At 60.3% G+C, this 24,551-nt stretch carries 32 protein-coding genes; 23 read left to right on the top strand and 9 right to left on the bottom strand.

Annotated features, from left to right (window positions below; translation table 11 throughout):
• The 13 genes from RCI20_RS05980 to nifM form a co-directional block, all read left to right on the top strand.
• Positions 1-340, top strand: a 340-nt coding sequence (locus RCI20_RS05980; RefSeq protein ID WP_306603654.1) for a nitrogenase component 1, incomplete at its 5' end; no start/stop codon positions are given.
• Between the two features lie 64 nt (positions 341-404).
• On the top strand, positions 405-632 hold the full coding sequence (gene nifT / locus RCI20_RS05975) for a putative nitrogen fixation protein NifT (RefSeq protein ID WP_306603653.1): 228 nt from the start codon (positions 405-407) through the stop codon (positions 630-632).
• A gap of 35 nt (positions 633-667) precedes the next feature.
• A complete protein-coding gene (locus RCI20_RS05970; protein WP_306603658.1) occupies positions 668-898 on the top strand; it encodes a 4Fe-4S dicluster domain-containing protein in 231 nt (76 codons plus the stop codon).
• Positions 899-972: 74 nt separating this feature from the next.
• On the top strand, positions 973-1,701 hold the full coding sequence (locus RCI20_RS05965; RefSeq protein ID WP_306603652.1) for a dinitrogenase iron-molybdenum cofactor N-terminal domain-containing protein: 729 nt from the start codon (positions 973-975) through the stop codon (positions 1,699-1,701).
• Positions 1,698-1,964: a DUF6129 family protein gene (locus RCI20_RS05960; protein WP_306603651.1), complete on the top strand. Its 267-nt coding sequence runs from the start codon at positions 1,698-1,700 to the stop codon at positions 1,962-1,964. Before RCI20_RS05965 ends, RCI20_RS05960 begins: the two co-directional genes overlap by 4 nt.
• Positions 1,954-2,718 (top strand): 4Fe4S-binding leucine-rich repeat protein, encoded by a 765-nt coding sequence (locus tag RCI20_RS05955; protein WP_306603650.1) that lies wholly within the window; start codon positions 1,954-1,956, stop codon positions 2,716-2,718. Before RCI20_RS05960 ends, RCI20_RS05955 begins: the two co-directional genes overlap by 11 nt.
• A 10-nt stretch (positions 2,719-2,728) precedes the next feature.
• The gene (locus RCI20_RS05950; RefSeq protein WP_306603649.1) at positions 2,729-3,697 is read left to right on the top strand and encodes a hypothetical protein; all 969 of its coding nucleotides are present in this window, start codon (positions 2,729-2,731) and stop codon (positions 3,695-3,697) included.
• Positions 3,698-3,829: 132 nt separating this feature from the next.
• The gene (gene nifV, locus RCI20_RS05945) at positions 3,830-4,969 is read left to right on the top strand and encodes a homocitrate synthase (RefSeq protein WP_306603648.1); all 1,140 of its coding nucleotides are present in this window, start codon (positions 3,830-3,832) and stop codon (positions 4,967-4,969) included.
• On the top strand, positions 4,962-5,735 hold the full coding sequence (gene cysE, locus RCI20_RS05940; protein ID WP_306603647.1) for a serine O-acetyltransferase: 774 nt from the start codon (positions 4,962-4,964) through the stop codon (positions 5,733-5,735). The genes nifV and cysE overlap by 8 nt, the downstream gene beginning before the upstream one ends.
• Position 5,736: 1 nt before the next feature.
• Positions 5,737-6,291 (top strand): hypothetical protein, encoded by a 555-nt coding sequence (locus tag RCI20_RS05935; protein WP_306603646.1) that lies wholly within the window; start codon positions 5,737-5,739, stop codon positions 6,289-6,291.
• Between the two features lie 9 nt (positions 6,292-6,300).
• Positions 6,301-6,642 (top strand): nitrogenase-stabilizing/protective protein NifW, encoded by a 342-nt coding sequence (nifW, locus tag RCI20_RS05930; protein ID WP_306603645.1) that lies wholly within the window; start codon positions 6,301-6,303, stop codon positions 6,640-6,642.
• Positions 6,639-7,097, top strand: coding sequence for a nitrogen fixation protein NifZ (locus RCI20_RS05925; protein ID WP_306603644.1), 459 nt, complete (start codon positions 6,639-6,641; stop codon positions 7,095-7,097). Before nifW ends, RCI20_RS05925 begins: the two co-directional genes overlap by 4 nt.
• A 4-nt stretch (positions 7,098-7,101) precedes the next feature.
• The gene (gene nifM, locus RCI20_RS05920; RefSeq protein WP_306603643.1) at positions 7,102-7,929 is read left to right on the top strand and encodes a nitrogen fixation protein NifM; all 828 of its coding nucleotides are present in this window, start codon (positions 7,102-7,104) and stop codon (positions 7,927-7,929) included.
• A 16-nt stretch (positions 7,930-7,945) separates the two neighbouring features.
• Here the strand turns inward: nifM and RCI20_RS05915 are convergent, their stop codons facing one another.
• From RCI20_RS05915 to RCI20_RS05905, 3 genes are all read right to left on the bottom strand, one after another.
• Complete coding sequence (locus tag RCI20_RS05915; RefSeq protein ID WP_306603642.1) at positions 7,946-9,937, bottom strand: diguanylate cyclase; 1,992 nt, start codon at positions 9,935-9,937, stop codon at positions 7,946-7,948.
• 82 nt (positions 9,938-10,019) lie between these two features.
• A complete protein-coding gene (locus RCI20_RS05910) occupies positions 10,020-10,715 on the bottom strand; it encodes a cytochrome b/b6 domain-containing protein (protein ID WP_306603641.1) in 696 nt (231 codons plus the stop codon).
• Positions 10,716-10,792: 77 nt separating this feature from the next.
• Complete coding sequence (locus tag RCI20_RS05905) at positions 10,793-11,248, bottom strand: cytochrome c (protein WP_306603657.1); 456 nt, start codon at positions 11,246-11,248, stop codon at positions 10,793-10,795.
• Between the two features lie 240 nt (positions 11,249-11,488).
• Here RCI20_RS05905 and RCI20_RS05900 point away from each other — a divergent pair, with 240 nt between their 5' ends.
• Positions 11,489-12,880, top strand: a complete 1,392-nt coding sequence (locus tag RCI20_RS05900) for a CapA family protein (RefSeq protein ID WP_306603640.1) — start codon at positions 11,489-11,491, stop codon at positions 12,878-12,880.
• Between the two features lie 25 nt (positions 12,881-12,905).
• Here the strand turns inward: RCI20_RS05900 and RCI20_RS05895 are convergent, their stop codons facing one another.
• The 3 genes from RCI20_RS05895 to purB are packed head-to-tail and all read right to left on the bottom strand — an operon-like array spanning position 12,906 to position 14,869.
• A complete protein-coding gene (locus RCI20_RS05895; RefSeq protein ID WP_306603639.1) occupies positions 12,906-13,223 on the bottom strand; it encodes a DUF2322 family protein in 318 nt (105 codons plus the stop codon).
• A 4-nt stretch (positions 13,224-13,227) separates the two neighbouring features.
• The gene (locus RCI20_RS05890) at positions 13,228-13,500 is read right to left on the bottom strand and encodes a hypothetical protein (protein ID WP_306603638.1); all 273 of its coding nucleotides are present in this window, start codon (positions 13,498-13,500) and stop codon (positions 13,228-13,230) included.
• 1 nt (position 13,501) lies between these two features.
• Positions 13,502-14,869, bottom strand: a complete 1,368-nt coding sequence (gene purB / locus RCI20_RS05885; RefSeq protein WP_306603637.1) for an adenylosuccinate lyase — start codon at positions 14,867-14,869, stop codon at positions 13,502-13,504.
• 97 nt (positions 14,870-14,966) lie between these two features.
• On the opposite strand from purB, the gene RCI20_RS05880 reads away from it, so the two are divergent.
• Positions 14,967-15,575 (top strand): glutathione S-transferase N-terminal domain-containing protein, encoded by a 609-nt coding sequence (locus RCI20_RS05880; RefSeq protein WP_306603636.1) that lies wholly within the window; start codon positions 14,967-14,969, stop codon positions 15,573-15,575.
• 60 nt (positions 15,576-15,635) lie between these two features.
• On the opposite strand, the gene mnmA is transcribed toward RCI20_RS05880, so the two are convergent.
• Genes mnmA through RCI20_RS05865 form a run of 3 tightly spaced genes read right to left on the bottom strand, consistent with a single transcriptional unit; the run spans position 15,636 to position 17,741 of the window.
• Positions 15,636-16,733: a tRNA 2-thiouridine(34) synthase MnmA gene (mnmA, locus tag RCI20_RS05875; RefSeq protein WP_306603635.1), complete on the bottom strand. Its 1,098-nt coding sequence runs from the start codon at positions 16,731-16,733 to the stop codon at positions 15,636-15,638.
• Positions 16,726-17,295 (bottom strand): hypothetical protein, encoded by a 570-nt coding sequence (locus tag RCI20_RS05870; protein WP_306603634.1) that lies wholly within the window; start codon positions 17,293-17,295, stop codon positions 16,726-16,728. The genes mnmA and RCI20_RS05870 overlap by 8 nt, the downstream gene beginning before the upstream one ends.
• Positions 17,295-17,741 carry an NUDIX hydrolase gene (locus RCI20_RS05865; RefSeq protein WP_306603633.1) on the bottom strand — a complete coding sequence of 149 codons (447 nt, stop codon included), beginning with the start codon at positions 17,739-17,741 and terminating at the stop codon, positions 17,295-17,297. The genes RCI20_RS05870 and RCI20_RS05865 overlap by 1 nt, the downstream gene beginning before the upstream one ends.
• A gap of 89 nt (positions 17,742-17,830) precedes the next feature.
• On the opposite strand from RCI20_RS05865, the gene RCI20_RS05860 reads away from it, so the two are divergent.
• From RCI20_RS05860 to RCI20_RS05825, 8 genes are all read left to right on the top strand, one after another.
• Positions 17,831-18,751 carry a branched-chain amino acid transaminase gene (locus RCI20_RS05860; protein WP_306603632.1) on the top strand — a complete coding sequence of 307 codons (921 nt, stop codon included), beginning with the start codon at positions 17,831-17,833 and terminating at the stop codon, positions 18,749-18,751.
• Between the two features lie 35 nt (positions 18,752-18,786).
• Complete coding sequence (locus RCI20_RS05855) at positions 18,787-18,975, top strand: zinc-finger domain-containing protein (RefSeq protein ID WP_306603631.1); 189 nt, start codon at positions 18,787-18,789, stop codon at positions 18,973-18,975.
• Between the two features lie 48 nt (positions 18,976-19,023).
• Positions 19,024-20,037, top strand: coding sequence for a lipopolysaccharide heptosyltransferase II (gene waaF / locus RCI20_RS05850; protein ID WP_306603630.1), 1,014 nt, complete (start codon positions 19,024-19,026; stop codon positions 20,035-20,037).
• Positions 20,034-20,465, top strand: coding sequence for a nuclear transport factor 2 family protein (locus RCI20_RS05845; RefSeq protein ID WP_306603629.1), 432 nt, complete (start codon positions 20,034-20,036; stop codon positions 20,463-20,465). Before waaF ends, RCI20_RS05845 begins: the two co-directional genes overlap by 4 nt.
• The gene (locus RCI20_RS05840) at positions 20,462-21,439 is read left to right on the top strand and encodes a YheT family hydrolase (RefSeq protein WP_306603628.1); all 978 of its coding nucleotides are present in this window, start codon (positions 20,462-20,464) and stop codon (positions 21,437-21,439) included. Before RCI20_RS05845 ends, RCI20_RS05840 begins: the two co-directional genes overlap by 4 nt.
• 8 nt (positions 21,440-21,447) lie before the next feature.
• Complete coding sequence (locus tag RCI20_RS05835; protein WP_306603627.1) at positions 21,448-22,836, top strand: phosphomannomutase/phosphoglucomutase; 1,389 nt, start codon at positions 21,448-21,450, stop codon at positions 22,834-22,836.
• 9 nt (positions 22,837-22,845) lie between these two features.
• Positions 22,846-24,093: an EAL and HDOD domain-containing protein gene (locus tag RCI20_RS05830; protein WP_306603626.1), complete on the top strand. Its 1,248-nt coding sequence runs from the start codon at positions 22,846-22,848 to the stop codon at positions 24,091-24,093.
• A gap of 94 nt (positions 24,094-24,187) precedes the next feature.
• A complete protein-coding gene (locus RCI20_RS05825; RefSeq protein WP_306603625.1) occupies positions 24,188-24,544 on the top strand; it encodes a hypothetical protein in 357 nt (118 codons plus the stop codon).
• Positions 24,545-24,551: the final 7 nt, after the last annotated feature.

Raw genomic sequence — 24,551 nt, 5'->3', positions numbered from 1 at the left:
CTCCAGCCCGTTCGGCGTCAATGGCAAGGTCTATGCCGGCAACGACCTGTGGCACATGCGCAGCCTGTGCTTCACGGACAAGCCGGACTTCCTGATCGGCAACTCCTACGGCAAGTACATCCAGCGCGACACCAAGTACAAGGGTGAAGAGTTCGAAGTACCGCTGATCCGTATCGGCTTCCCGATCTTCGACCGTCACCACATGCACCGTGCAACGACCCTAGGCTACGAAGGCATGATGTCCGTGGTTACCCAACTGACCAATGCAGTCCTTGAGCAACTCGACAAGGAAACCATCGGCATGGGCACCACCGACTTCAACTTCGACCTGGTTCGCTAAACCGGATCACCGGCAGGGCGACAGGGGAAACCCTGCCACTCTGCCGGTTCTGCAGGAGTGTCAAATGGCTAATATCATGATCCAGCAAAGCGCCAGCGGCGGGCTGGTGTTTTACCTTCCGAAGCGCGATCTGGAAGCGTCCATCGAATCGATTGAGTTCGACACCCCGGAAAAATGGGGCGGCGAACTGAAACTGGACAACGGCGGTACGTATTACATCGATCCCATCGCCAAGCCACCTCGCCTGCCAATTTCCCTGCGTGCCAAGCGTCTTGGCGCGGCTGAAGACTGACCCAGTTGAAACTGCCCGCCCCCCAGCCATGTTGAATAGCCAGGCAACGGAAGCGGTTTGATAGGAGAAAAATCATGGCAATGAAAATCGATCCCGACATGTGCACCGCCTGTGGCGACTGCAAGCCGGTTTGCCCGACCAAGGCAATCAGCTCCGGCAAGATCTTCTTCAAGATCGACGGCGCTACCTGCACGGAATGCGACGGCCACAACGACTCCCCGTTGTGCGTCGATGTCTGCCCGTCGGGTTGCATCAGCCCGGCCTGAATCTTGAGCCGAGCACCGGGCATCACGCCAGACCGATCCCGGTGTTCCACTGAAGACTCAGCCAGGAGCCCAACATGTCCGAATCGCCCGTAGCCTCCCGCGAAGCCGCCCTGCGCATCGCACTCGCCGCCCGTGCCTTGAACGGACTCGATGTCCGTGCCTTGGTCGGCGCATTGATCGAAAAACTCGATGCGCCATTGACCGAAAGCAAACTCGGCAAGCTCACCGTTGAAGACCTGCGCGTCATCCTGGCCGGCGACTTTGCCGATCAAGGCTGCCATGTCGGCGTCGAAGGCGAAGCGCTGAAGGAAGCCGTCCGCCTGCTCTGGGGACAAGGCGTCGAAAACAACGACTTCCCTGCGGTCGACCGCTATAACGACGGCGAAATGCCCGGCTCGATCCGCGTCGCCTTCGCCGCCAATCGCGGCGAAAACCTGGATGGTCACTTCGGCTCATGCGACCGTTTCCTGGTCTATCAGGTCAGTCAGCAGGAAATCCGTCTGATCGACATCCGCAGCACGGCCGAAGCCGATGCCGCCGAAGACAAGAATGCCTCGCGCTCGGCGCTGATCGGCGACTGCCAGATTGTCTATGTGCAATCGATTGGCGGTCCGGCGGCAGCCAAGGTCGTTCGTGCCGGTGTTCATCCGGTCAAGAAGCCGGAAGGCGGCCAGAGCCGCGAAGTGCTGGTCGAATTGCAGGGACGCCTGAGCAGCCCGCCGCCCTGGCTGGCCCAAATCATGGGTGTACCGTCGGCTTCACTGGCCCGTTTCGAAGAAGAACTCGAATCCGAGGAGTCATGATGATCACGCCAGATCAGCTCGCTCAAGTCGGGGCAGCCGTCATGCGGGATGCCAGCGCCGCCAGTCTGCGCAAAAGCTTTCCCGAGATGCACTTCACCGAATGTAGTGAAAACGACGTATCGCCGCGCTACAAGGTAGCCAGCAGCGTCACCGGCTACGATCTCTACTTGATCTCCGGGGCCACCGGTCACTGCCTGGAACTGACCAATGACCCGGCCAACGCCACCGGCATCCTGATCGCCGCCAAGGTCGATGACGAGTGAGGTGACGGCAGCCCAGGCGGGCATCGGCCGGCTCGGCCTGTGTTCAGGCTGCGCCTACTTTCCCGACTTTCTCAACGGGCTGCGCTGCCATCCGGGCGACGCCTGCATTCGCGCCCACAGCGGTCGGCAAATCGACCGCTTCCTGCGCCAGAATCGGGAAGAGGCCGCGAAATACCTGGACGATATTTTCTGGGAACGACGGGCCATCGCGGCCCGTTATGCTGCGGTCGACGAGATATTTCGCCTGAAATCCGACCCGGACGAAGTGGTCCGCCGCGTTGTGGCCAGCCGCCTGCCGGTTGAACAACTGGAAGGCATGCTCAAGGACCCGGACCGTGAAGTCCGGCTGTCGGTAGCCGCCCGCCTGCCGGAAGCCCTGCTCGGCCGATTGATCAGCGACCCTGACTACCTGATCCGGGCCACCGTGGCCCGTCGTTTGCCGCACAGCCAACTGACCAAACTGATCAAAGATCCGGAACGTGAAGTGCGCAAGGTATTGGCCAGCCGCCTGCCCTCCTTCGCCCTGCACCTGATGCTGGCAGACCCCGAGCCCGAGGTTCGCGCCATTGTCGCGGAACGCGCACTCCCGGAACTGGCAGCGCGTCTGCTGAACGATGACGAATGGTGGGTACGCCTCGCAGCGATTGCCAACGCACCACTCGAATGCCTGGCGCCCTTGCTGGAAGACCCGGAAACAGAAATCCGTGAAGCCGCAAAAGCTCGCCTCGCCGAAGCCTCAAACGAAAACCCTTAGGGAAACGCCCATGAAGACCAATCAGGCCTGGATTGAATACTGCAAATCGCTCGCCCCGGCGATTGTCGAAACCTGCGTCCGCACACCGGTCAGTGCCGGCACGACCAGCCTGGCCAAGGCGCTGAATACCGAGTTGCCCGACTGGAAATTTCGCCACGCCCTGAGCCGGGGTGGCTGGTATCGCTTGGGTGGCATCGTCGATGGCGCAGGTCAACGGGTCACCGACAATCTCGAGCAATGGGTGGAAGATGCACTGGACGCCAACGACGGCGACATGCAGCAACTGATCGACGACCACGCGGGGGAGCAGTTGTACGCTACCCGCCTGGTCGGCCAGACACACTATCTGACCGCCACGGTGGGCGATGCAACCGACGATTTCCTGCAACTGGAGATCGAAAGTTTGCAGGAAATGCAAGTACATCAGCTATTCAGCAATGACCCGACGACCATTGAAGAACTGGTCGACCCACGGGGCAACAACGAATCGCCAAAACTGCTCGGCTTGCCGCATTACACTTTCCGGCGGATTCAGCACATCGGCGGCTTCCTGCACCGCATGCTGGCGCAGAAACCCGAGCCCGCCGGCATTCACCGGATGATCGAAGACTGGACGAAGAGCAGCGCCGGTTCGGCCAGCGTCTACGCCAACCACTGGGTGATTGCCACCCGCGAACATCTGGATCGTTACCATCAGCCGGTATTTCGCGCCCAACCCATCGCCACGCTGGCCGGCGACCCACCGGAATTCGAAGCCAGCCCCGGCACCACCGGGCTCAAGCTGCAAGAAGCCCTGAATCATTTTGACCGCGCCGTCGGCTATCCCATGGCGTGGTATTTCCACATGCTGACGACCAAGGCTGTCCCGCACTGGGTTGCCCAGGCTACCGTCGAAGACGCACTGGCTGATTTCGCCTACCTGCCGCAAAAAGACGTGGACGTCATCCGCGGCTGGCTGCATCGTCCTTACTCGGTGTAATGGACAGCAAGCGGCTTGTCGCATTTGCGACAAGCCGCTGACAGCCCCTCTGGGGCACAAAAAATAACATATAAAATTCAACAGCTTAAAAACTGGCACCCGCCTTGCTAAGAAGTAGGCAAGGAGATTGCCATGACCCAGCCCACCTTTGTCACGATCAACGACACCACCCTGCGCGATGGCGAGCAGTCGGCTGGCGTAGCGTTCTCGCTCGACGAAAAACTGGCCATTGCTTCCCGACTGGCAAGTATTGGCATCCCGGAACTGGAGGTCGGTATCCCGGCCATGGGCGCCGAGGAGCGTGAATCGATCCGCGCCGTCGCCAATCTGGGCTTGCGTTCGCGCCTGATGGTGTGGAGCCGCATGCACCCGGATGATATTGCCGCCTGCAGCGGCTTGGGCGCCCATCTGATCGACATTTCCGTACCGGCCTCCGATCAGCACCTGGCCTACAAATTGAAGCAGGAACGTAGCTGGCTGTTGCGTGAGTTGCCCCGCTATATCGGCGCCGCACTCAATCTGGGGCTGGAAGTCGGCCTGGGCTGTGAAGACGCCTCACGCGCCGACATGGATTTCCTGTTCCGCCTGGCTGAAACGGCCGAACGAGCCGGCGCCCGACGCCTGCGCTTTGCCGACACGCTGGGCATTCTCGAACCCTTCGGCACCTTCGAACGAATTTCCGCACTGCGTGCCCACACCGATCTCGAAATCGAAATGCATGCCCACGACGACATGGGCCTGGCTACCGCCAATACGCTGGCCGCTTGCAAAGCCGGCGCAACGCATGTCAACACCACGGTGAACGGACTCGGCGAACGCGCCGGCAATGCTCCGCTGGAAGAAGTCGTACTCGGCCTGCAGAAACTCTATGGCATCGACACCGGCATTGACCTCAAAGGTTTCCCGGCGCTCTCGAGCATTGTCGCCAGCGCCTCCGGGCGGGCCGTGCCGTGGCAGAAAAGTGTCGTCGGCGCTGGTGCCTTCACGCACGAAGCCGGCATCCATGTCGATGGACTGCTCAAGCACCCGGACAACTATCAGGGCTTCGACCCGCGTGAAGTCGGTCAGGCGCATCGCATCGTGCTGGGCAAGCATTCCGGCTCGCGTGCCGTACAAGTCGTTTATGCCGGACTAGGCATTGAACTGGCGGACCACGAAGCGCATGCCCTGTTGCCGGAAGTACGTTCCTTCGTTGCCACCCGCAAGCAAGCGCCCGAACCTGCCGATCTGCTCTGTCTTCTGGCTGCCATCAGGAGCACTCTCCATGTCTGAAGCAATCACCATGACCGCACCCTCCCCACTACCGCCTGGCCTGTGGGCCACGCTGAAGGAAGACCTGGCCTGCGTTTTCGAACGCGATCCGGCAGCCCGTTCCACGCTGGAGGTGCTGACCACCTACCCCGGTGTCCATGCCATCCTGACCCACCGCATTTCGCACAAACTCTGGCGCAGTGGCTGGCGTTTCCCGGCGCGTTTGCTGTCTTTCATCGGCCGCACGCTGACCAATGTCGACATTCACCCGGGCGCCACCATTGGCCGCCGCTTCTTCATCGACCACGGTGCCTGCGTGGTGATCGGCGAGACAGCAGAGGTCGGCAACGATGTGACGCTGTACCACGGCGTTACTCTGGGCGGCACCTCGTGGAACAAGGGAAAGCGCCACCCCAGCCTGGCCGATGGCGTGGTGGTCGGTGCCGGGGCCAAGATCCTCGGCCCGATTTTCATCGGCCAGCGCGTACGCATTGGCGCCAATTCGGTCGTCGTCAAGGACGTACCGGCTGACCGCACGGTGGTCGGCATTCCGGGCCGCATCGTGGATACCCGCCTGGCTCGCACCAACAGCAACGGGATCAACCTGGACCACAACCTGCTGCCCGACCCGGTCGCCAAATCCATCGCCTGCCTGATCGAACGGATCGAGACGCTGGAAAAGGAACTGGCCGAAATGCGCAATGAACCACCGCCCGCCGACCATAGCGGCGAATGCCGGGTGTGCTCGGCCGGTGATCTGTGCTGTGAAAATGAGGCGATGCACTGATATGGACCTGCTCGACTTCACCGACTGCAAGCTGTATTTCGAGGACCCGTTACCGGCGGAAGCCGAGGATTTGATCGCCCAGGCGGCCCGGGAATACGGCGAACCATCGGCCGAACTGGCGTTGCTGCGCGCCCACCTGCTGGCACCGGAAAATCTCACCGTGCTGGTCGGGCTGTATCGCTATTACTTTTACCAGCACCGCCTGGAGGACGCGCTGCAAGTTGCCGAGCGCGCCATGAGCCTGTCCGGTCGCCATCTTGGCTTGCCCACGGACTGGCAGCGGATTGATGAAAACCAGCTGGGTTCCGCCGCCGCCAACTCATTCGGCCTGCTGCGCTTCTACCTGCTGGCCTTGAAAGCTGCCAGCGTCGTGCTCTTGCGTCTTGGCCGCATCGGCGAATCGCGCGCCCGACTGATCAAACTTGCCGCGCTGGATAGCCGCGACCAGCTCGGCGCCGGAAAACTGCTTGAAGTGGTCGACGAATTCCAGGTTACGGAAGCGTCGACCGCAGAAACCAGCGACTCAACCCCGAATCACCTTATTTGCGCAGCCTGAGGAGGCATCATGGAAGACACGCTAAGCCTTGCCGAAGCCATGGAAGATCTGGTTTCTGCCGAAGATTTCCTGGAATACTTCGAAGTCCCCTACGAGCCCTCGGTTGTTCAGGTCAATCGCCTGCACATCCTGCAGCGCTTCCATGACTATCTGGCCAAGCAGGCGCCCAACCTGCCGCCCGAGGAGTCGCAGCAGCGCGGTATTTACCGCCTGTGGCTGGAACGTGCCTACAAGGATTTCACCGTTTCCGACTCGTTGACCGAAAAAGTCTTCGCTGTTTTCCAGCATGTCGCCAAGCCGGATGGCGGCATGAGTTCCTTCGTCTCCATCGATAAGGTGTTCCGCGAATGATCAACGCACAATGGGAATATGGTGAGGCCGTGCGCCTCACCCGCAATGTCCGCAACGACGGCACCTATCCCGGGCTTGAACCGGGGGCACCATTGGTGCGTCGGGGCAGCATCGGTTACGTGGTCGATGTCGGTACCTTCCTGCAAGACCAGATCATTTACTCGGTCAACTTCCTCGAAGAGGGAAAAATCGTCGGTTGCCGGGAAGAGGAACTGATCGGCGGCGATGAGCCATGGACCCCGTCGCGTTTCGAATTCCGCGAAAAAGTCCGGGCGGCCAAGCTGTTGGCCGTGGGCGGGGAAGTCCTGGTGCCGCTCGGTGCCGTCGGCGAGGTGATCAAGGTGATTCGCGATGCACAGGACGGCGTGGCTTATCACATCCATTTCGACAGTCTGCCGGGACGCATTTTGCAAATCCAGGAAGACATTCTGGAACCCGCCGAATCTGCGGAGTAAACCCATGTTGCACGCCTATCTCGAATTGAAACTGGCCTGGGAGCTTTACCAGAAAGCCCCGGAAACCCTGAGTCAGCCGGAACGCAATCGCCTGAGCGATGTTGCTGCAAAGCAGGACAGCATCGAGCAAGCGATTCTGGCCAGCCCGCAGGCGGCCAATGTCGTTGTGCCGACGGCAACGCTGCGCACCCGGGTCCAGGAAATTCGCCAGCGCTACCCCGACAATCGGGCCTTTGCCCTGGATCTGGAACGGCTCGACATGAGTGAAGCCGATCTGGACAAAGCCGTCGAGCGCGACCTTTGCGTCGAGGCTGTCCTGGAACAGATCGTCTCGACAGTGCCAGCGGTCAGTCTGGTCGATGCCGAAATTTATTACCGGCTGCACCCCGAGGCTTTCGATCAACCGGAAGCCCGCCGCTTGCGTCATATCCTGATCACCTACGACAAGCCGGAAGACCGGAACAAAGCCGTCAAAACCCTGGAAAATCTGCGGTCGACCGCAATATCGACGGAAAAATTCGGCACTGCTGCACTGCGTTACTCGCAATGTCCGACAGCCGTGGATGGCGGACGCCTCGGCGTCGTCAAGCGTCAACAACTCTACAGCGAACTGGAAGCGCCGGCCTTCGCACTGCTCGAAGGGGAAATCAGCGCGGTCATCGAATCGCCCATCGGTCTGCACATCGTGCGTTGCGATGAAATCCTGCCATCCGGCCTGCTGGCATTTGGCGAAGTCAGCCAGAAGATCATCGAACGACTGAGTGAGAAACGCCGGCAGGAAACGCAAAGACTCTGGATCAAGCAACTGCTTTCAGGCCACGCACTCACTTGACAGGAAGTCGCCGACCTCAGGCAACATATTCGACCCGGTTTCGGCCATTTTCCTTCGCCCGATACAAGGCCTGATCAGCACGCAACAAAGGCTGGTCGGAAGACTCGTCATTTTCGTGCAGCAAGGTCAGGCCAATACTGACAGTAACGGGAATCGGGCCGAACGCGGTTTCCGCCGGCTCGCTCTCGATGTTTTGGCGCAAGCGTTCAGCCGCGGCCCAAGCATTCTCGGCATCACTGTCCGGTAACAAAATGGCAAACTCCTCGCCCCCGATGCGTCCGGGCAAATCGACCCGGCGCAAGGTGGCTCGCAGCACCTCGGAAAAATGACGCAGCACCTCGTCACCGGCAGCGTGTCCCCAGGTATCGTTCACGCGCTTGAAACAATCGAGGTCCGCCATCAGCAAGGCCGTCGATTGGCCCGTTCGGCGCCAGCGGGAAATTTCGCCATTGAGTTGCTCGATGAAATGACGCCGATTGGCCAGTCCGGTCAAGGTATCGGTCCGGGCCAGCAGGGTCAGCGAAGCTTCTTTTTCCTTCAATTCGGTAATGTCGCGAAACACAATCACCGCACCGGTACACACGCCGCTTTCGTGAATCGGCGATACCGTCATGTGCACCGGAAAACAACTGCCGTCCCGGCGAACCAGGCAATCTTCATGACTGCGTGGCAAGCCATCCTTCAAGGTCTGCATGATCGGGCACTCGGCTTCGGGATAAGGTGAGCCATCCAGATGCCGCGCATGAATCAGGGCATGCGTCCGCTTGCCAACCAGTTCATCTGCGCTGTAACCCAGCATGATCAGTGCGGCCGGATTGGCGAAAGTCGTCAGAAGCGACTGGTCCACACCGAAAATTCCCTCACCTGCTGTCATCAGCAACACTTCATTCTGGTGCGATAACTCGGCAACCCGCTCAGTCTGCTCGGCCAACTGGTGCTGCCACTCCCGCCGCGATGCATTGACCAGAAAGAGCACCAGCAGCAGTGTCACGCCATAAGCCAGTACGATGTTCAAGGCGGCGGCTTCCTTGAACTGCCGGGTAGCAGCAAGCGCCGCGCTGACATCCTGCCAGATGACGATGGAGCCAATCGCAGGACGCGACGGTTCGACCAGACCAGGGTAATCGCGCAGCGGAAAACGGATGACCTGATACGTCTGGCTGGCATTCCTGATCAGGTCGCTGCGATAAACACCGCTGTATTCGGGCAACCGCCCTTCGCCCATCCAGACAGCCAGTTCGTCACGCGATGCAGCCAGCAGATAACAGCACGCATCCGGCGTCGCCGACGGGAAAAGCGGACGGTAGCTTTCCCACATGGACTTGGTTATCGCAAACGGTTCAAGCAAGACACCAAAACCGACGCCCGTCTTTTCGCTCAGGCGCTGGATGTAGCCGTCAAAAGCGACGCCGACCTCCATGACACCCAGCAAGCGTCTTTCCTCACCTGGCCGGACATCGTTATCCAATACAGGCACCGCCCCCCGGATACCGGCATAAGCCCGGCCGGTTTCGAACCCGCTACGCGGGCTGCGTGTCCGCTCGACATCACGCAACAGCCAGCGCAGTTCAGCCAATTGGTCGCCATGTTCGGCCGGTGCATGGAAACGCAAGAAGGACAAGGTTTCCGGCAAGACAAACTGCATCTGGCGCACCCCCAGCTCATGCTGCAGGTAACCCCAGCTTTGCACCAAGCGCAGGAAAAGTTGCTGCCGAATTTGCGCCGCCTGCTCGCCACCGCTGGCCCCGCCTTCTGCAAGCACTACGCCATGGGCGGCTTTGAGCAAACGTCGACTATCCGGATCTGCCGCAATGATGCCGGCCAAGGCAATCATCTGCTGTTCCAGCTCGGCCTGCGACACCTGATAGGCCGTTTTCAGACGTAACGCCTCGCTGGACAACTCCGTCTCCAGACTGCGATCTGCCAGGCGAAAGCCAAAGAGGGCAATGCCGACAAAGATTGCGGTCAACAACACACACACCAGCGTGACAATGGAGCGGTAGGACATGCAAGCCCCCCAGCGGACTAATACTTATCTCAAACCATGATATACCTTTGGCGTTATTGATGAAGCTGATATTTCAACAAAACTACCAGGCTGGCGTTTGCACTGCTGCCGGTGGCGGAGGCGGCGGCTCGGGTAACCAGCGCCCGCTGGCAGCATAAACGGCGACCAGCGCAAACACGATGGCAAGGACCAAGGACAGCATGCCACCGCCTTGCGCCGACTCACCGGAAGGCACCTCTTTCCAGCCTCGCACCATGGGCTTGACCAGATTGTCCTTCTTCACGTGGGCGTAGAACATGATGGCTGCCAGATGCAAAATAACGAGCACAATCAGCATATTCACACTCAACTTGTGCCAGCCGGTGGCCAGATTGCTCAAGTCCCGGCCAACCAGCTCATAGAGCGGACCAACAAAGGCAATATCGTCGTTCGCCACCAGTCCGGTCAGCAATTGCACGGTCAACACGGCGAGCAGGCCAAAAACCGACAAGGCGCCCAGCGGATTGTGTCCATGCCCGCGCCACTCGCCTTTCAGATAAGCCGAAATCCTGGCTGGCGTCGGAAAGAACTGGCAGAAACGCGCGTACGTTGAACCGACCAATCCCCAGACCACGCGAAACACGATCAGGCCAACCACCGCCAGGCCAACTTTGCCATGCCAGTCGATCAAATTGCCTCCGACTTTTCCCGTCACGACCAGCGCCACCACGGCCAACGCAAGGAGCCAGTGAAACAGTCGGGTCGGCAAATCCCAAAGCAATATTCGTTTGCTGTTCATCGATATACCTTTTTTGTTGTTGAGTAAAAAGGGCGCCTTCCGGCGCCCTTGGTCAATCGTCGATCAATCCGCCGAGCTTACTGCTTGGTACGGTAATCGTCGTGACAGGACTTGCAGCTAGCACCAAGCTTGCCGAAAGCTGCCTTGACCGCAGCAGCATCACCTGTTGCAGCAACTTTGGCCAATTCGTTGGCTGCCTGATTGAATTCGGTAGCGATTTTGCCGACCTTCGGCCCATCGGTAAACAACTCCGGCTTGACGCGCGTATCGACCCAACCCTTGCCCTTGTCGCTACCCGGCACATACAGAGCGCCCATACCGGAATTGGCGATGGCCTGGATCACGTTGGCAGACTTGATGACCTCGTCCTTGTTATAGGTGCCGTCAATATTGGCCTTGATGCGGCCCATGCTCCAGCCCATCGTGGCGTAAGCCGACTGACGCCACTTGATGGCATCCTCGACCTTGACCTGAGCGTGAGCAGTAGCGGCCAAAGAGCCGACAAGCAGTGCGAGCAAAAGCTTTGTTTTCATCATATGTTCTCCGTTGTTGAAGGGGGAAGAGTGCCTCGTATAAAACAGGCTGCTCCAAATTCAGTCGCAACATTATAAGCCGCTTATATGACAGGAAAGCAAACAGTTACCTGAAGGATATTCACGAAAAACCTCAACCAAACAGAAGGTTTTCCAAATCCCTCCTGCTCGCAGAAGGGGCTCAGGTATAGTCACCGGGCCAAATCAAGAGGCAAACACCACCATTTCCTGGATATCTCCATGCGCCGCAGTCTCCTGACCTCCCTGCCCTTTCTGCTATTGCTTCTGCCGGGCTTCGTAACGGCATCACCGGACGTCTCGTGCTGGCTGGAATATAACGGTGAAGAATCCACCCTCGCGGTTCCGGCAGCAAGCGATGTGCTGGATAGCGGATGGAAGGAAATGGGGAGATTCAGGTTGCGCACCCTGCTCGCGCTCCCACCTCTCGTCCTTCCGGCCAACTCACAGCCCTGGCTACAGATTGAGGTCTATGCGCAGGCGGCCGATGATGACTATCGAATCATCTCGACACAAAAAGTCGGCGCGCCATTTGCTACCGGGCGCATGGAAGTGGTTGAGCCACGACTGGGCAGGAGCCTGCGTTACGAATGCGGGGCGACGAAAGACCGAGCGACCGAAGCACCAGACCTGCATCCGGACCGGAACAAAAGCCTGGGTGCAAGCCTGTTGCCGCCGGGAGAGATAACTTCCGGAAAAGCCAAAGTGGCTTTCGTCGGCGATGTGATGCTGGGCGAGAACGAAGCGACTGGCCGTTTGCTGGCCGCGGGCGGTGACCCGTTGGCCAAGGTCAGGCAAATGCTCGCGGCGGCTGATCTGCGGGTGGCCAACTTCGAGTCGTCGGCCGGCACCAAAGGCCAGCCAGACCCGGACAAACCCTACAGTTTCCGGACGGCGCAGTCAGCATTAAAGCCCTTCAGCGCCGTATTCGAAGCCGCCAGCCTGGCCAATAACCACGCCGGCGATTTCGGACGAGCCGACTTTGTGGAAACCCTCAACGCCCTGCAAGCAGCCGGCACAAAGACCTTTGGTGGTGGCCGGAATCCAGCCGAAGCCCACCAGCCAGTCATCATTGAACGCAACGGGGTGAACATCACACTTCTTGGCTATCTCGACTTTTTCCCGCGCTGGTTCGCCGCCGCACCGGGGCTGCCGGGTGTGGCCTGGCTCGATGCAGACCTGGCCAGGCAGGACATTGCCCGGGTCAGGGCCGCCGGGGCCGACGTGGTGATAGTCATCCCGCACTGGGGCATGGAAGACGAGCCGCGCGCCAACGACCGCCAGCGGCGGCTGGCCCGGGCATTGATCGATGCCGGTGCGGATGCGGTGATCGGCGGCCATCCGCACGTAGTCCAGGATTACGAAATTTACCGGGAAAAACCCATCGTCTATTCGCTGGGGAATTTCGTCTTCGATGGCTTTGAAGATGAAAAAAACCTGACCGGCTGGGTAGTATTTGCAGACATCGACCGAACCGGCGTTTCGGCCATCACGACCCGCGTGGTGCGCATCGATGCCGACGGTTCGCCAGCCCCGAACCCCGACAAGACGGGGCCGTGCTGGCGACGCGGAGAAGCAGCCATGGCGGCATGCGCGAAACAGCCCGCGCACTAGCCGCCAAGATTACATCAAGGCTTAATCAAACGGCAAAAACGTGTTTGACACGCAGCGCCGGCTGCCCGGATTCGATCTGCAACAGGCGGGCAATATTCGGGTGTTTGCCCGGATTGGCCCGCTCGTCTTCGGTATGCTCGGCGAAAATTTCCAGCCCTTTTTTCGCCGCTTCGACGTTGATCGAACCGTAGGTCTGCGCCAGATGGTTGTAGACCGAAAGTGAGCCCTGGCTGCCAGCCTTGTTTTCGATACTGGCCACAACATTGCCCTCGGCATCGAGCAAGTTGATGGCGGCCAGATGGGAAATTCCCGGCAGTTTCTTCAGATTTTCAGCAAAAGACATGGGTTTATTGTTCCTGTTTACTTTCCTGTTTCTTACGTTTGGCGCGATTCAGGCCAAGCAGCAGACCCAGCCCGGCGGTCAGCAGCGGCAATAGCGCCAGGTAGATCGCGGCGTCACTTTCCGCCAGGTCAAAAAAGACAAGCCCTGCGGTCATCACCAGCAGGCCGAGTCCCAGACCGATGGTGCTGCTCTTGACGACAGCACCGACCGTTGCGATGGGATGAGCCGAGACTGCTGCCGACACTGCGGGTGACACTTTGGATGGCAGATCAGCCATCTCAGATCCGCTTCGCCAGCTCGGCAGCCTTGCCGGTGTAATCCCACGGCGTCAGCTTGAGCAGTTCTGCCTTGGCAGCTTCCGGGATGTCCAGCGTCGACACGAAGGTTTGCATGCCGTCACGCGAAACACGCGTACCGCGCGTCAGTTCCTTGAGTTTTTCGTAGGCATTGGCCACGGCGTAGCGGCGCATCACCGTCTGGATCGGCTCGGCCAGCAGTTCCCAGTTGGCGTCGAGGTCGGCATGCATCAGGTCGGCGTTGATTTCCAGCTTGGAGAGGCCCTTCAGCAGCGAATCGTAGCCGAGCAACGTGTAGCCGAGGCCGACGCCCATGTTGCGGAGCACCGTCGAATCGGTCAGGTCGCGCTGCCAGCGCGAAATCGGCAGCTTCTCGGCAAGGTGCTTCAAGACCGCGTTGGCCAAGCCGAGGTTGCCTTCGGAGTTCTCGAAGTCAATCGGATTGACCTTGTGCGGCATGGTCGAAGAACCGATTTCACCGGCCTTGACCTTCTGCTTGAAGAAGCCGAGCGAGATGTAGCCCCAGACGTCGCGGTCGAGATCGACCAGGATGCTGTTGGCACGGGCGAAGGCGTCGAACAGTTCGGCCAGCGCGTCGTGCGGCTCAATCTGGATGGTGTAGGGGTTGAAGGTCAGGCCGAGCGATTCGACGAAACGCTTGGCGAAGCCTTCCCAGTCGTAGCCCGGATAGGCGGCCAGGTGGGCGTTGTAGTTGCCGACCGCGCCGTTGATCTTGCCGAGCAGTTCGACCTGGGCGATACGGACGCGGGCGCGCTGCAGGCGGTAGGCGACGTTGGCCATTTCCTTGCCCATCGTCGACGGGGTTGCCGGCTGGCCGTGCGTGCGGCTCATCATCGGGATGTCGGCGTAGGCGTGGGCCAGTTCGCGCAGGCGCTCAATGACCTTGTCCAGCGTCGGCAGCATGGCCTGTTCGCGGGCGCCCTGGCACATCAGCGCGTGCGACAGGTTGTTGATGTCTTCGGAGGTGCAGGCGAAATGGATGAATTCGCTGACCTTGACCACTTCGGCATTGCCCTTGGTCTTGTCCTTGATCCAGTATTCCAGCGCCTTGACGTCGTGGTTGGTGGTCGCTTCGATAGCCTTGACCTCGGCCGCGTCGCCCGGACCGAAGCCGGCGACCAGCGCATCGAGCTCTTTGACGGTCGACGGCGAAAAAGCGGCGATTTCCGTGAAATGCGACTCGGCAGCAAGCGCCTTCAGCCATTCGATCTCCACTTTAAGGCGGGCGCGGATCAGGCCGAATTCGGAAAAGTGCTCACGCAGGGCATCGACTTTGCCGGCGTAGCGGCCATCGAGCGGGGAAATTGCGGTCAACGGGTTGAATTCCATAAAATGCATCCTTATCAGTAAGCCGTCAATTTTACCTGCCTGAGCACGACCCACGCCATATCGCTATAATCAAGCTCCCTCTTTCGAAGCGTATGCGATGAAGCTGATCGGCACCCCTACCAGTCCCTATGTCCGCAAGGTCCGTATTGTGCTGGCCGAAAAAAAGATGGAATACGAGTTCATCGTCGACGCGCCCTCCCAGGAAGGCAGTCGGGTTCCATTGCTCAACCCGCTGGGCCGCATACCGGTTCTGCTGCTGGATGAAGAAACCCCGATCTATGACTCGCGGGTCATTGTCGAACACATCGACAATGTCACCCCAAACAACAAGCTGCTCCCCGGCCCCAATCGCGAACGGACCGAAATCAAGCGTTGGGAAGCCTTGGCCGACGGGCTGTGCGACGCAGCCGTTGCGATACTGCTGGAAAGCCGGCGCCCGAAAAAAGAACAAAGTGCCAGCTGGATACAACGCCAGCGCGATGTGGTAACGCGCAGCCTGGCCGCTCTTGAAGTTCAGGTCGGGGAAAAAGCATTCTGTACCGGCATGCATTTTTCGCTCGCCGACATTGCCGTAGGTACCGCACTGGGCTACCTCTGCTTCCGCTTCCCCGAGATCACCTGGCAGGAAAATCATCCCAACCTGTCCCGCCTGCACGACAAGCTGATGCAACGACCGTCCTTTATCGATACCGTCCCACACGACTGATCCGGGCAGCACAAACGACAAGGGCGCCGAACGGCGCCCTTGTCGTTTGCAAGCAACAGTTTACCGAATCACCCCGCCGCCCAGACACACCCGGCTTTCGTAAAGCACGACCGACTGCCCCGGCGTCAAAGCCCACTGCGCTTCGGCAAAGCGGATTTCGCAGGTTTCGCCATCGACCCGTTCGACTTCGCACGGCTGGTCGCTGGTCCGGTAACGCGGCTTGGCGGTATAGACCCAATGCGCATGTGGCGCCTTCCCGGAAACCCAGCTCAACTGTTCGGCCAGCAAATCCTCGCGCAACAGTGCCGGATGGTCATGGCCCTGCACAACGTACAACACGTTCTTTTCCATGTCCTTGCCGGCAACGAACCATGCGTCGTGATCGCCACCGCCCGGCTGGCCTTTTTCCTTCAGTCCGCCGATATGCAATCCCTTGCGCTGGCCGATGGTGTGGAACATCAGGCCGTCGTGGCTACCCAGCACCTTGTCGTCGTCCTGGCGACGAATTTCACCCTGTTTCGGCGGCAGATAACGCGCCAGGAAATCCTTGAACGGCCGCTCGCCAATGAAGCAGATGCCGGTCGAATCTTTCTTTGCCGCGACGTGCAGACCTGCCGCCTCGGCAATCTTGCGCACCTCGCGCTTGTAGATATCGGCCAGCGGAAAGAGCGTTTTCGACAACTGCGCCTGATTCAAGCGGTAGAGAAAATAGCTCTGGTCCTTGGTGCCATCCTCAGCCTTCAACAACTGGTATTCGCCATTGAATTCGCGCACGCCAGCGTAATGGCCGGTGGCGATCTTGTCGGCACCAAGTTGCATGGCGTGCTCGAGGAAGGCCTTGAACTTGATTTCGGAGTTGCACAGGATGTCCGGATTCGGCGTCCGCCCGGCCTGGTATTCGCGCAGGAATTCGGCAAAGACGCGATCCCTGTATTCGGCGGCAAAATTGACGACTTCAACGTCGATCCCGATCGTATCGGCCACACTCATCACGTCGACCAGATCCTGGCGCGACGAACAATAGTCGTCGGTGTCGTCGTCTTCCCAGTTCTTCATGAACAGGCCGATCACTTTCCACCCCTGCTGTTTCAACAGCAAGGCGGCAACCGACGAATCGACGCCACCCGACAGCCCTACCACCACAGTTCCCTTAGACATCGGGCCCAGCCCCTTTCTTCCAGTCTGCCAACGGCAGGATCACCGCCGGCTCACCATTATCAACAAACCAGCTATCGACGACAAAACGTGCCATGTCGCCAGCGTCGTTATTTTCCGTAATTTCTTCGATCACCGCCGACCAATGGCTGGCAACAAGCCCGAGGAGATAACGCGGCTCAGGTGCCAGCACCCGATGCCAGCGCAGATAGCCGCGTTTCTCCAGCAGGCCAAGCAAGCGCGTGGTCGACGTCGAATGATCGATGCAGTCCATTTTTCCCGGCGCATGACCATCGGCGTAATTACCCCCTCGGTCATTGCGCACGTCCGACTGCTGACCGGCCCAGCGATAGAGCTGCCCAATGACCTCGGCCAGCATTTTTCGTTCATCCGCCGCGTCAACCGCAGAAAACAACTGCCGCCGCACATCGCCCAACTGCCCGCGCGAATAACGAATGTCCACCTGGGCCACACAACTGTAACCATGGCAGATGGGCAGCGTTTCTTCAGCAAATACTGCGGTCGACGACCAAAAAAGCAGAAAAAGCAGCGTCGACCGCAACATCAGGCGTAATGCACCAGCAAATCGAGCGGATAACGCTTGCCGGCCAGCAAGTCTTCACAGCAGCGCAGGATCAGCGGGCTGCGATGGCGCGTCTGTGTGGCCTTGACCTCATCGAGCGTCAGCCAGCGGGCGCCGACAATCCCGTCGTCGAGCCGGCGCTCGGCCTCCCAGCCGCGCAGTTCGCCGGCAAAGGCGAAACGCAGATAGGTGATGTCCTTGGTCGGATGCCGCCAGTTGTAGATACCCACCAGATGCGTCGGGTGAAAATGGTAGGCGGTCTCTTCCAGCGCCTCGCGCACCACCGCGTCGACCAGCGACTCGCCCGCTTCCAGATGGCCGGCTGGCTGGTTGAAGGCCAGCCCGGCATCGGTCTCTTCCTCGACCAGCAGGAACTTGCCATCACGCTGGACCACAGCGGCGACGGTGACATTCGGCTTCCAGATCATGTGCTGCACTCGGTGTCAAAACCCGTATTTTACCTGCTGATTTCGGCTAGAATTATCGGCTTTCATGTGAGCATCACGGAGATTTCACCATGTCCATGTCGGATCGCGACGGTTTCATTTGGCAGGATGGCAAGCTTGTGCCCTGGCGCGAAGCTACCACCCACGTCCTCACCCACTCCCTGCACTACGGCATGGGCGTATTCGAGGGCGTCCGGGCCTACAAGACCGAGCGTGGCACGGCAATCTTCCGCCTGAAGGAACATACCGAACGCCTGTTCCGCTCGGCGCACATTTTCCAGATGCAGATGCCGTTCTCGGCTGAAGAACTGAACGAAGCGCAGAAGGAAGTCATTCGCGCCAACAATCTCGAATCCGGCTACCTGCGTCCGCTCGCCTTCTACGGCTCGGAAAAAATGGGTGTGTCGCCCAAGGGTGCCAAGGTGCACGTGATCATCGCGGCCTGGCCGTGGGGCGCCTACCTGGGCGAAGAAGGCATGCAGCGCGGCATCCGCATCAAGACCTCGTCCTTCACCCGCCACCATGTGAACATCACCATGGTCCGCGCCAAGGCGTCCGGCAACTACATGAACTCGATCCTGGCCAACAACGAGGCCACTGCCGACGGTTACGACGAAGCGCTGCTGCTCGACCCGGAAGGTTACGTCTGCGAAGGCGCCGGCGAGAACATCTTCATCGTGCGCAACGGCAAGCTGTACACGCCGGACCTGACCGCATGCCTGGAAGGCATTACCCGCGCCACCGTCATCCAGCTGGCCGGCGAAATGGGTGTCGAAGTCATCGAGAAGCGCATCACGCGTGACGAAGTCTATTGCGCTGACGAAGCCTTCTTCACCGGCACCGCCGCCGAAGTGACGCCGATCCGCGAACTCGATGGACGCCAGATCGGTGTCGGCCATCGCGGCCCGATCACCAAGGCGCTGCAGGAAAAATACTTCGACGTGGTCTATGGCCGTTCGGCAGCACATGCCGACTGGCTGGCCGTGATTTAAGCCAAATCAGCGCGTCAAAAATCAGGGAGAAAACCATGGCCGACAACAAAACCGTTGAAGTCACCGCCCACGATCTGCCGCTGCACTGTCCGCAACCGGGCAGTGCGCTGTGGAGCCAGCATCCGCGCGTCTTTCTCGACGTGCTGAAAAGCGGCGAAGTTACCTGCCCGTACTGCAGCACAAAATATGTGTTCAAGGGCGAAGCCCCCAAGGGCCATCATTAAAACTGCTACGGCCGGCCGGGATTTCTCGTCCCGGCCCACCGTTTCTGCATGAAAAAAGCTCTCATTGTCGCGCCCTCGTGGATCGGCGACACGATCATGGCGCAGCCGCTGTTCGCACGGCTGCACGCCAAGCATCCGCACTTGCAACTGGACGCCCTGGCCCCGCGCTGGGTGGCGCCGGTATTGCAACGCATGGCCGAAATCAGCGATATCGTCGACAGCCCGTTCGGGCATGGCCAACTCTCGCTGAAAGCCCGCTGGCGTCTCGGTCGAGAACTGGCGGCGCGGCGTTACGACGCGGTCTATATCCTGCCCAATTCGCTGAAATCGGCGCTGGTGCCTTTCATGGCCGGCATTCCACAGCGCATCGGCTTCATCGGCGAATCGCGCTACGGACTGATCAACGTCCGCCACACGCTGGACAAGCTGGCCTTGCCGCTGATGGTCGAACGGTTTGCGCAACTGGCCGAAACCCCCGGCGCCACGTTACCGCGCCCGGTTTCTTACCCAATATTGCGGTCGACCGCAGCAGAACAGCAAAAAACCTTGGACGAACTGGCCATCGACCGCCCGGCCAAATTGGTCGCCTTCTGCCCCGGCGCCGAATACGGCCCGGCCAAACGCTGGCCGGCCGAACACTTCGCGACGCTGGCTCGGCAACTGGCGGCTGACGGCTACGCCATCTGGCTGTTCGGTTCGCCGAAGGACCATCCGGTCGCCGAAAAAATCGGCCAGTTGGCGCCCGGCCTGACGCGCAACCTGTGCGGCGCCACCACGCTCGGTCAAGCCGTCGATCTGCTGGCGCTGGCCGATCTGGTCGTCTGCAACGATTCCGGGCTGATGCACGTTGCCGCAGCGCTGAATCGCCCGATTGTTGCGCTGTACGGTTCGTCGTCGCCCGGCTTCACGCCGCCGCTGTCAGACCGTGCCGACATCCTCAGCCTGAAGCTCGATTGCAGCCCGTGCTTCAAGCGCGAATGCCCGCTCGGCCACCTCGACTGCCTGAACAAACTGCTGCCGACGCAAGTCTTCGCCGCCTGTCAGAAATGGATCAACGGATGAGTCAGACGCCCAGTTTCGCCACCCCGGAAGACGCCGAGAACGCGTTCTATGCCGCCATTGCCCAAGGCGATGCCGACCTGCTGATGCACTATTGGGCGGAGGACGAGGAAACCCTGTGCGTGCACCCAACCGGCGTTCGTCTGACCGGCCTGATCCCGATCCGCGAAAGCTGGCGCAGCATTTTCAGCAATGCCAGCATCCGCATCGAGGGCGAAACCATCGCCCGCTGGCAAGGTACGGTGATGGCCGTGCATCACCTGACCGAAATCCTCTTCGTCGGCGACGACCCCGCACCGCACGGCCCGCTGCATGTGACCCACGTCTATATCCGTGGTGCCGGCGGCTGGCGCCTGGTCAGCCGGCACGCCTCGGCGGCGGATGACGGCCATCAGGCGATGGCCGACGCCATGCCACACACACTGCATTGAAAATCGGCTCAGCTTCCGCATCGCCTTACCGGGCACCGTCCTGGTTGCCCGGTGGCCAGGCGCAAACCCTGTGGCCGCTGCTCATCAAACCGCAGCCGCTGCCTTTGCGCCGCGAGCGCTGGGATACCCCGGACGGCGATTTCATCGATGTTGATTTTCTCGATGCTGCGGTCGACGCGCCGACCCTGGTGCTTTTCCACGGACTGGAGGGCAGCGCGCGCAGTCATTACGCCATCTCGACTGCACACGCCTGCCGCCAGGCCGGCTGGCGCCTCGTCCTGCCGCATTTTCGTGGCTGCTCGGGCGAACTCAATCGTCTGCCGCGCGCCTATCATTCCGGCGATTCGGCCGAAATCGACTGGATCCTGCGCCGCCTTCATCTCGCCCATGGCGGCCGCCTGCTGCATGCAGCCGGTATCTCGCTCGGTGGCAACGCCTTGCTCAAATGGGCTGGCGAACAAGGCAGTGCCGCCGGTGAAGTGGTCAGCGGCGTGGCGGCGATGTGCGCGCCGCTCGACCTCGCGGCTTGCGGCCATCACCTGGCCCGCAGCTTCAACCGGATTTACACCCGGCATTTCCTGAACACCCTGAAAGCCAGTTCGGCCGCCCGTCTGCGCCTGTTCCCCGGACTGTTCGATGCCCAGCGCATGCAGCGTGCCAGCAATCTGTGGGAATTCGACGATGTCGTGACCGGTCCCTTGCACGGTTTTACCGGTGCCGACGACTACTGGCGACGCTGCTCAGCCAAGCCCTTCCTCAAGTCGATTACTGTACCGACACTTGCGGTCAACCCAAAAAATGACCCATTCTTACCGGCACGCTACTTACCCAACATACACGAGGTGAGTCCAAGCGTATGCTTGGAACAACCGGAACATGGTGGTCATGTCGGTTTTGTCAGCGACAGCTTTCCAGGAAATCTGGACTGGTTACCGCAAAGACTTCTACACTTTTTCCTTTTAGAAACGTCCTGAACCATCCCATGAGCCAACTACCTGCCGAAATTTTCAAGGCCTACGACATTCGTGGCATCGTCAACAAGTCACTGACCGCCGATGTCGTGCGCCAGGTCGGCCATGCCCTTGGTACGCTGGCGCTCGAACAGGGCCAGAAGGCCATCGCCGTCGGCCGCGACGGTCGCCTGTCCGGGCCGGAACTCTCTGGCGCGCTGATGGACGGCATCTGCGCCGCCGGTTGCGACGCGATCGACGTCGGCTGCGTACCGACCCCGGTCACCTATTTCGCCGCCTATGAACTCGGCTGCAACTCCTGCGTCTCGGTCACCGGCAGCCACAACCCGCCGGACTACAACGGCCTGAAGATGGTCATCGGCGGCACCACGTTGGCGCTCGACGCGATCCAGGATCTCCGGAAGCGCATCGAAGCCGGCAATCTCAGGCACGCAGCAGCGGATCAACTTGGCCAACGCAGTTCGGCCAACGTGCTCGACGCCTACGTCGCCAAGATCGTCGGCGACATCAAGCTGGCCCGCCCGATGAAGATCGTCATGGATTGCGGCAACGGCGTTGCCGGCGCCATCGCCCCTGAATTGTTCAAGCGCCTCGGTTGTGAAATCGTGCCGCTGTATTGCGAAGTGGATGGCAATTTCCCGAACCACCACCCTGACCCGTCCAAGCCGGAAAATCTGAAAGATGTGATCAAGGCACTGCAGGAAACCGACGCCGAAATCGGCATCGCCTTCGACGGCGACGGTGACCGCCTCGGCGTCGTCACCAAGGATGGCGAAATCATCTTCCCGGATCGCCAGCTGATGCTGTTCGCCGCCGACGTGCTGGCGCGCGTGCCCGGCGGCACGGTGATCTACGACGTCAAATGCACCCGCCTGCTCGCCCCGTGGATTCGTGAACACGGCGGCGTGCCGCTGATGTGGAACACCGGCCACGCGCTGGTCAAGGCCAAGCTGAAGGAAACCGGCGCGCCGCTGGCTGGCGAGATGTCCGGCCACACCTTCTTCAAGGAACGCTGGTACGGCTTCGACGACGGCCTGTACACCGGTGCGCGGCTGCTTGAAATCCTCAGTCGTGCGGTCGACGGCAATCCGCTGCTGAAAAACCTGCCCAATTCCCCGTCGACCCCGGAATTGAACATCAAGATGGCCGAAGGCGAACCCTTCGCGCTGATCGACAAGCTGAAGGCCGAAGGCCAATTTGCCGGTGCGGAAGAAATCATCACCATCGACGGCGTGCGCGTGGAGTATTCGGATGGCTTCGGACTGGCCCGCCCGTCGAACACGACGCCGGTCGTCGTCCTGCGTTTTGAAGCCGACAATGCCGTTGCGCTGGAGCGCATCCAGGCCGATTTCCGCCAGGCACTGCGGGCCGTCTGGCCCGGCATTCAATTACCGTTTTAAGGAAGCCTTGTGAGCGACGCCGCCGACCAGCTGTTTCTAGGACGCCAACCGATCCTTGACCGCGAACAGCGGCTGCACGCTTACGAACTGCTGTTTCGCAGCAGCAGCCACAACGCCGCGACGGTTACCGATGGCGTGCAGGCGACGGCCACCGTCATCGTCAATGCCTTCGCCGAACTGGGCGTGGCGGCTGCGCTGGGCAACTATCGCGGCTTCATCAATGTGGACGAGGAGTTCCTGTTCAGCGACATGCTGGAATTGCTGCCGCGCCAGTCGGTCGTGCTGGAAATTCTCGAAACCGTGCCACCCAGCGAAGCCGTCGTTGAACGCTGCAAGCAACTGAAGGCCGCCGGGTTCACGCTGGCCTTGGATGACGTCATCCAGCTTGAACCGGCATTCGCCGAACTGCTCGCCCTGGTCGAAATCGTCAAGGTCGACATCCAGCCACTCAGCCGTATCGAGTTGATGCAACTGGTCATGAAGCTGAAGCCGCTGGGCAAAACCTTATTGGCGGAAAAAGTCGATTCGCGCGAGCAGATGGAACAGTGCCTGAAGCTGGGCTTCTCGCTGTTCCAGGGCTATTACTTCGCCAAACCGACGATCATTGCCGGCAGGAAGCTCGATCATTCGCAATTATCGCTGATGAAGCTGATGGGCCTGCTGCTCTCCGATGCCGACACCAGCGAACTGGAAAAAGCCCTGAAGCCGGAGCCCGGTCTGACGGTCAACCTGCTGCGCATGACCAATTCGGTCGGCTCGGGCACCACGGAAAACATCACCTCGCTCGGCCACGCGATTGCCGTGCTCGGCCGCCGGCAACTGCAACGCTGGCTGCAACTGCTGCTCTTTGCCGCCGGCAAGCAGACGACCGAAGCCAATCCCTTGTTGCTGCTCGCCGCCACCCGTGGCCGGCTGATGGAATTGCTGGCCGGTGAACTGCGGGCCAACGACATTGCCTTTGCCGACAAGGCCTTCATGGTCGGCATCATGTCGCTGATGCCGGCGCTGGTCGGCCTGCCCATCGCGGAAATCGTTGCCCCGCTCGGCCTGGCCGACGAAGTCACTGCGGCCCTGTGCGTTGGCGAGGGCGCACTCGGTGACTTGCTGAAGTTGGCAGAAAGCAGTGAAAACGGCGACCTGTCGATACTGGCCGAACTGTTCTCCCGACTACCCGGTCTTGGCCCGAAGGCGCTGAACCGCGCCCAGACGGAAGCCCTGCAATGGGCCAACAGCATCGGTCAGGAAAAACCCGCCTGACCGACATTTCGTTACAAAGGCACGACATGTACGGGACAGACGGGCCAAGAGTTTTCCGGCACAATCGTCCGGTCTTTCCATCAGGACTCCCTTCATGAATCCGCAATCCGACCCGTTTCAGGCCCGCATGCAGTTTTCCAGGGCACCGCAAAGCCTGCTCGGCAAAGTGCTCAGCCTGCTGCTGGGCGCCACCTTCCTGGTTCTCGCCGTGATGTTTTCAGTCGTCGCGCTGGCCGTCGTTGCCGTGGCCGGCGTGCTATTTGCCGGCTGGTTCTGGTGGAAGACGCGCGCCTTGCGCAAAGCCATGCGGGAAAACCGGATTGATCAACAAGCTTTCAACACCGGCCGTGCGAACGCAACGAACACGACAGCGTCGACCGACACCACAGTTATCGAGGGCGAGTTCGTGCGCGAAACTGCACCCACCGAATACCTGCCAAAGACCCAGTAAACTTCAA

The sequence above is a fragment of the Azonexus sp. genome (assembly GCF_030824335.1).
GTDB lineage: Bacteria > Pseudomonadota > Gammaproteobacteria > Burkholderiales > Rhodocyclaceae > Azonexus.
This window is presented reverse-complemented; position numbering and strand designations above follow the sequence as displayed.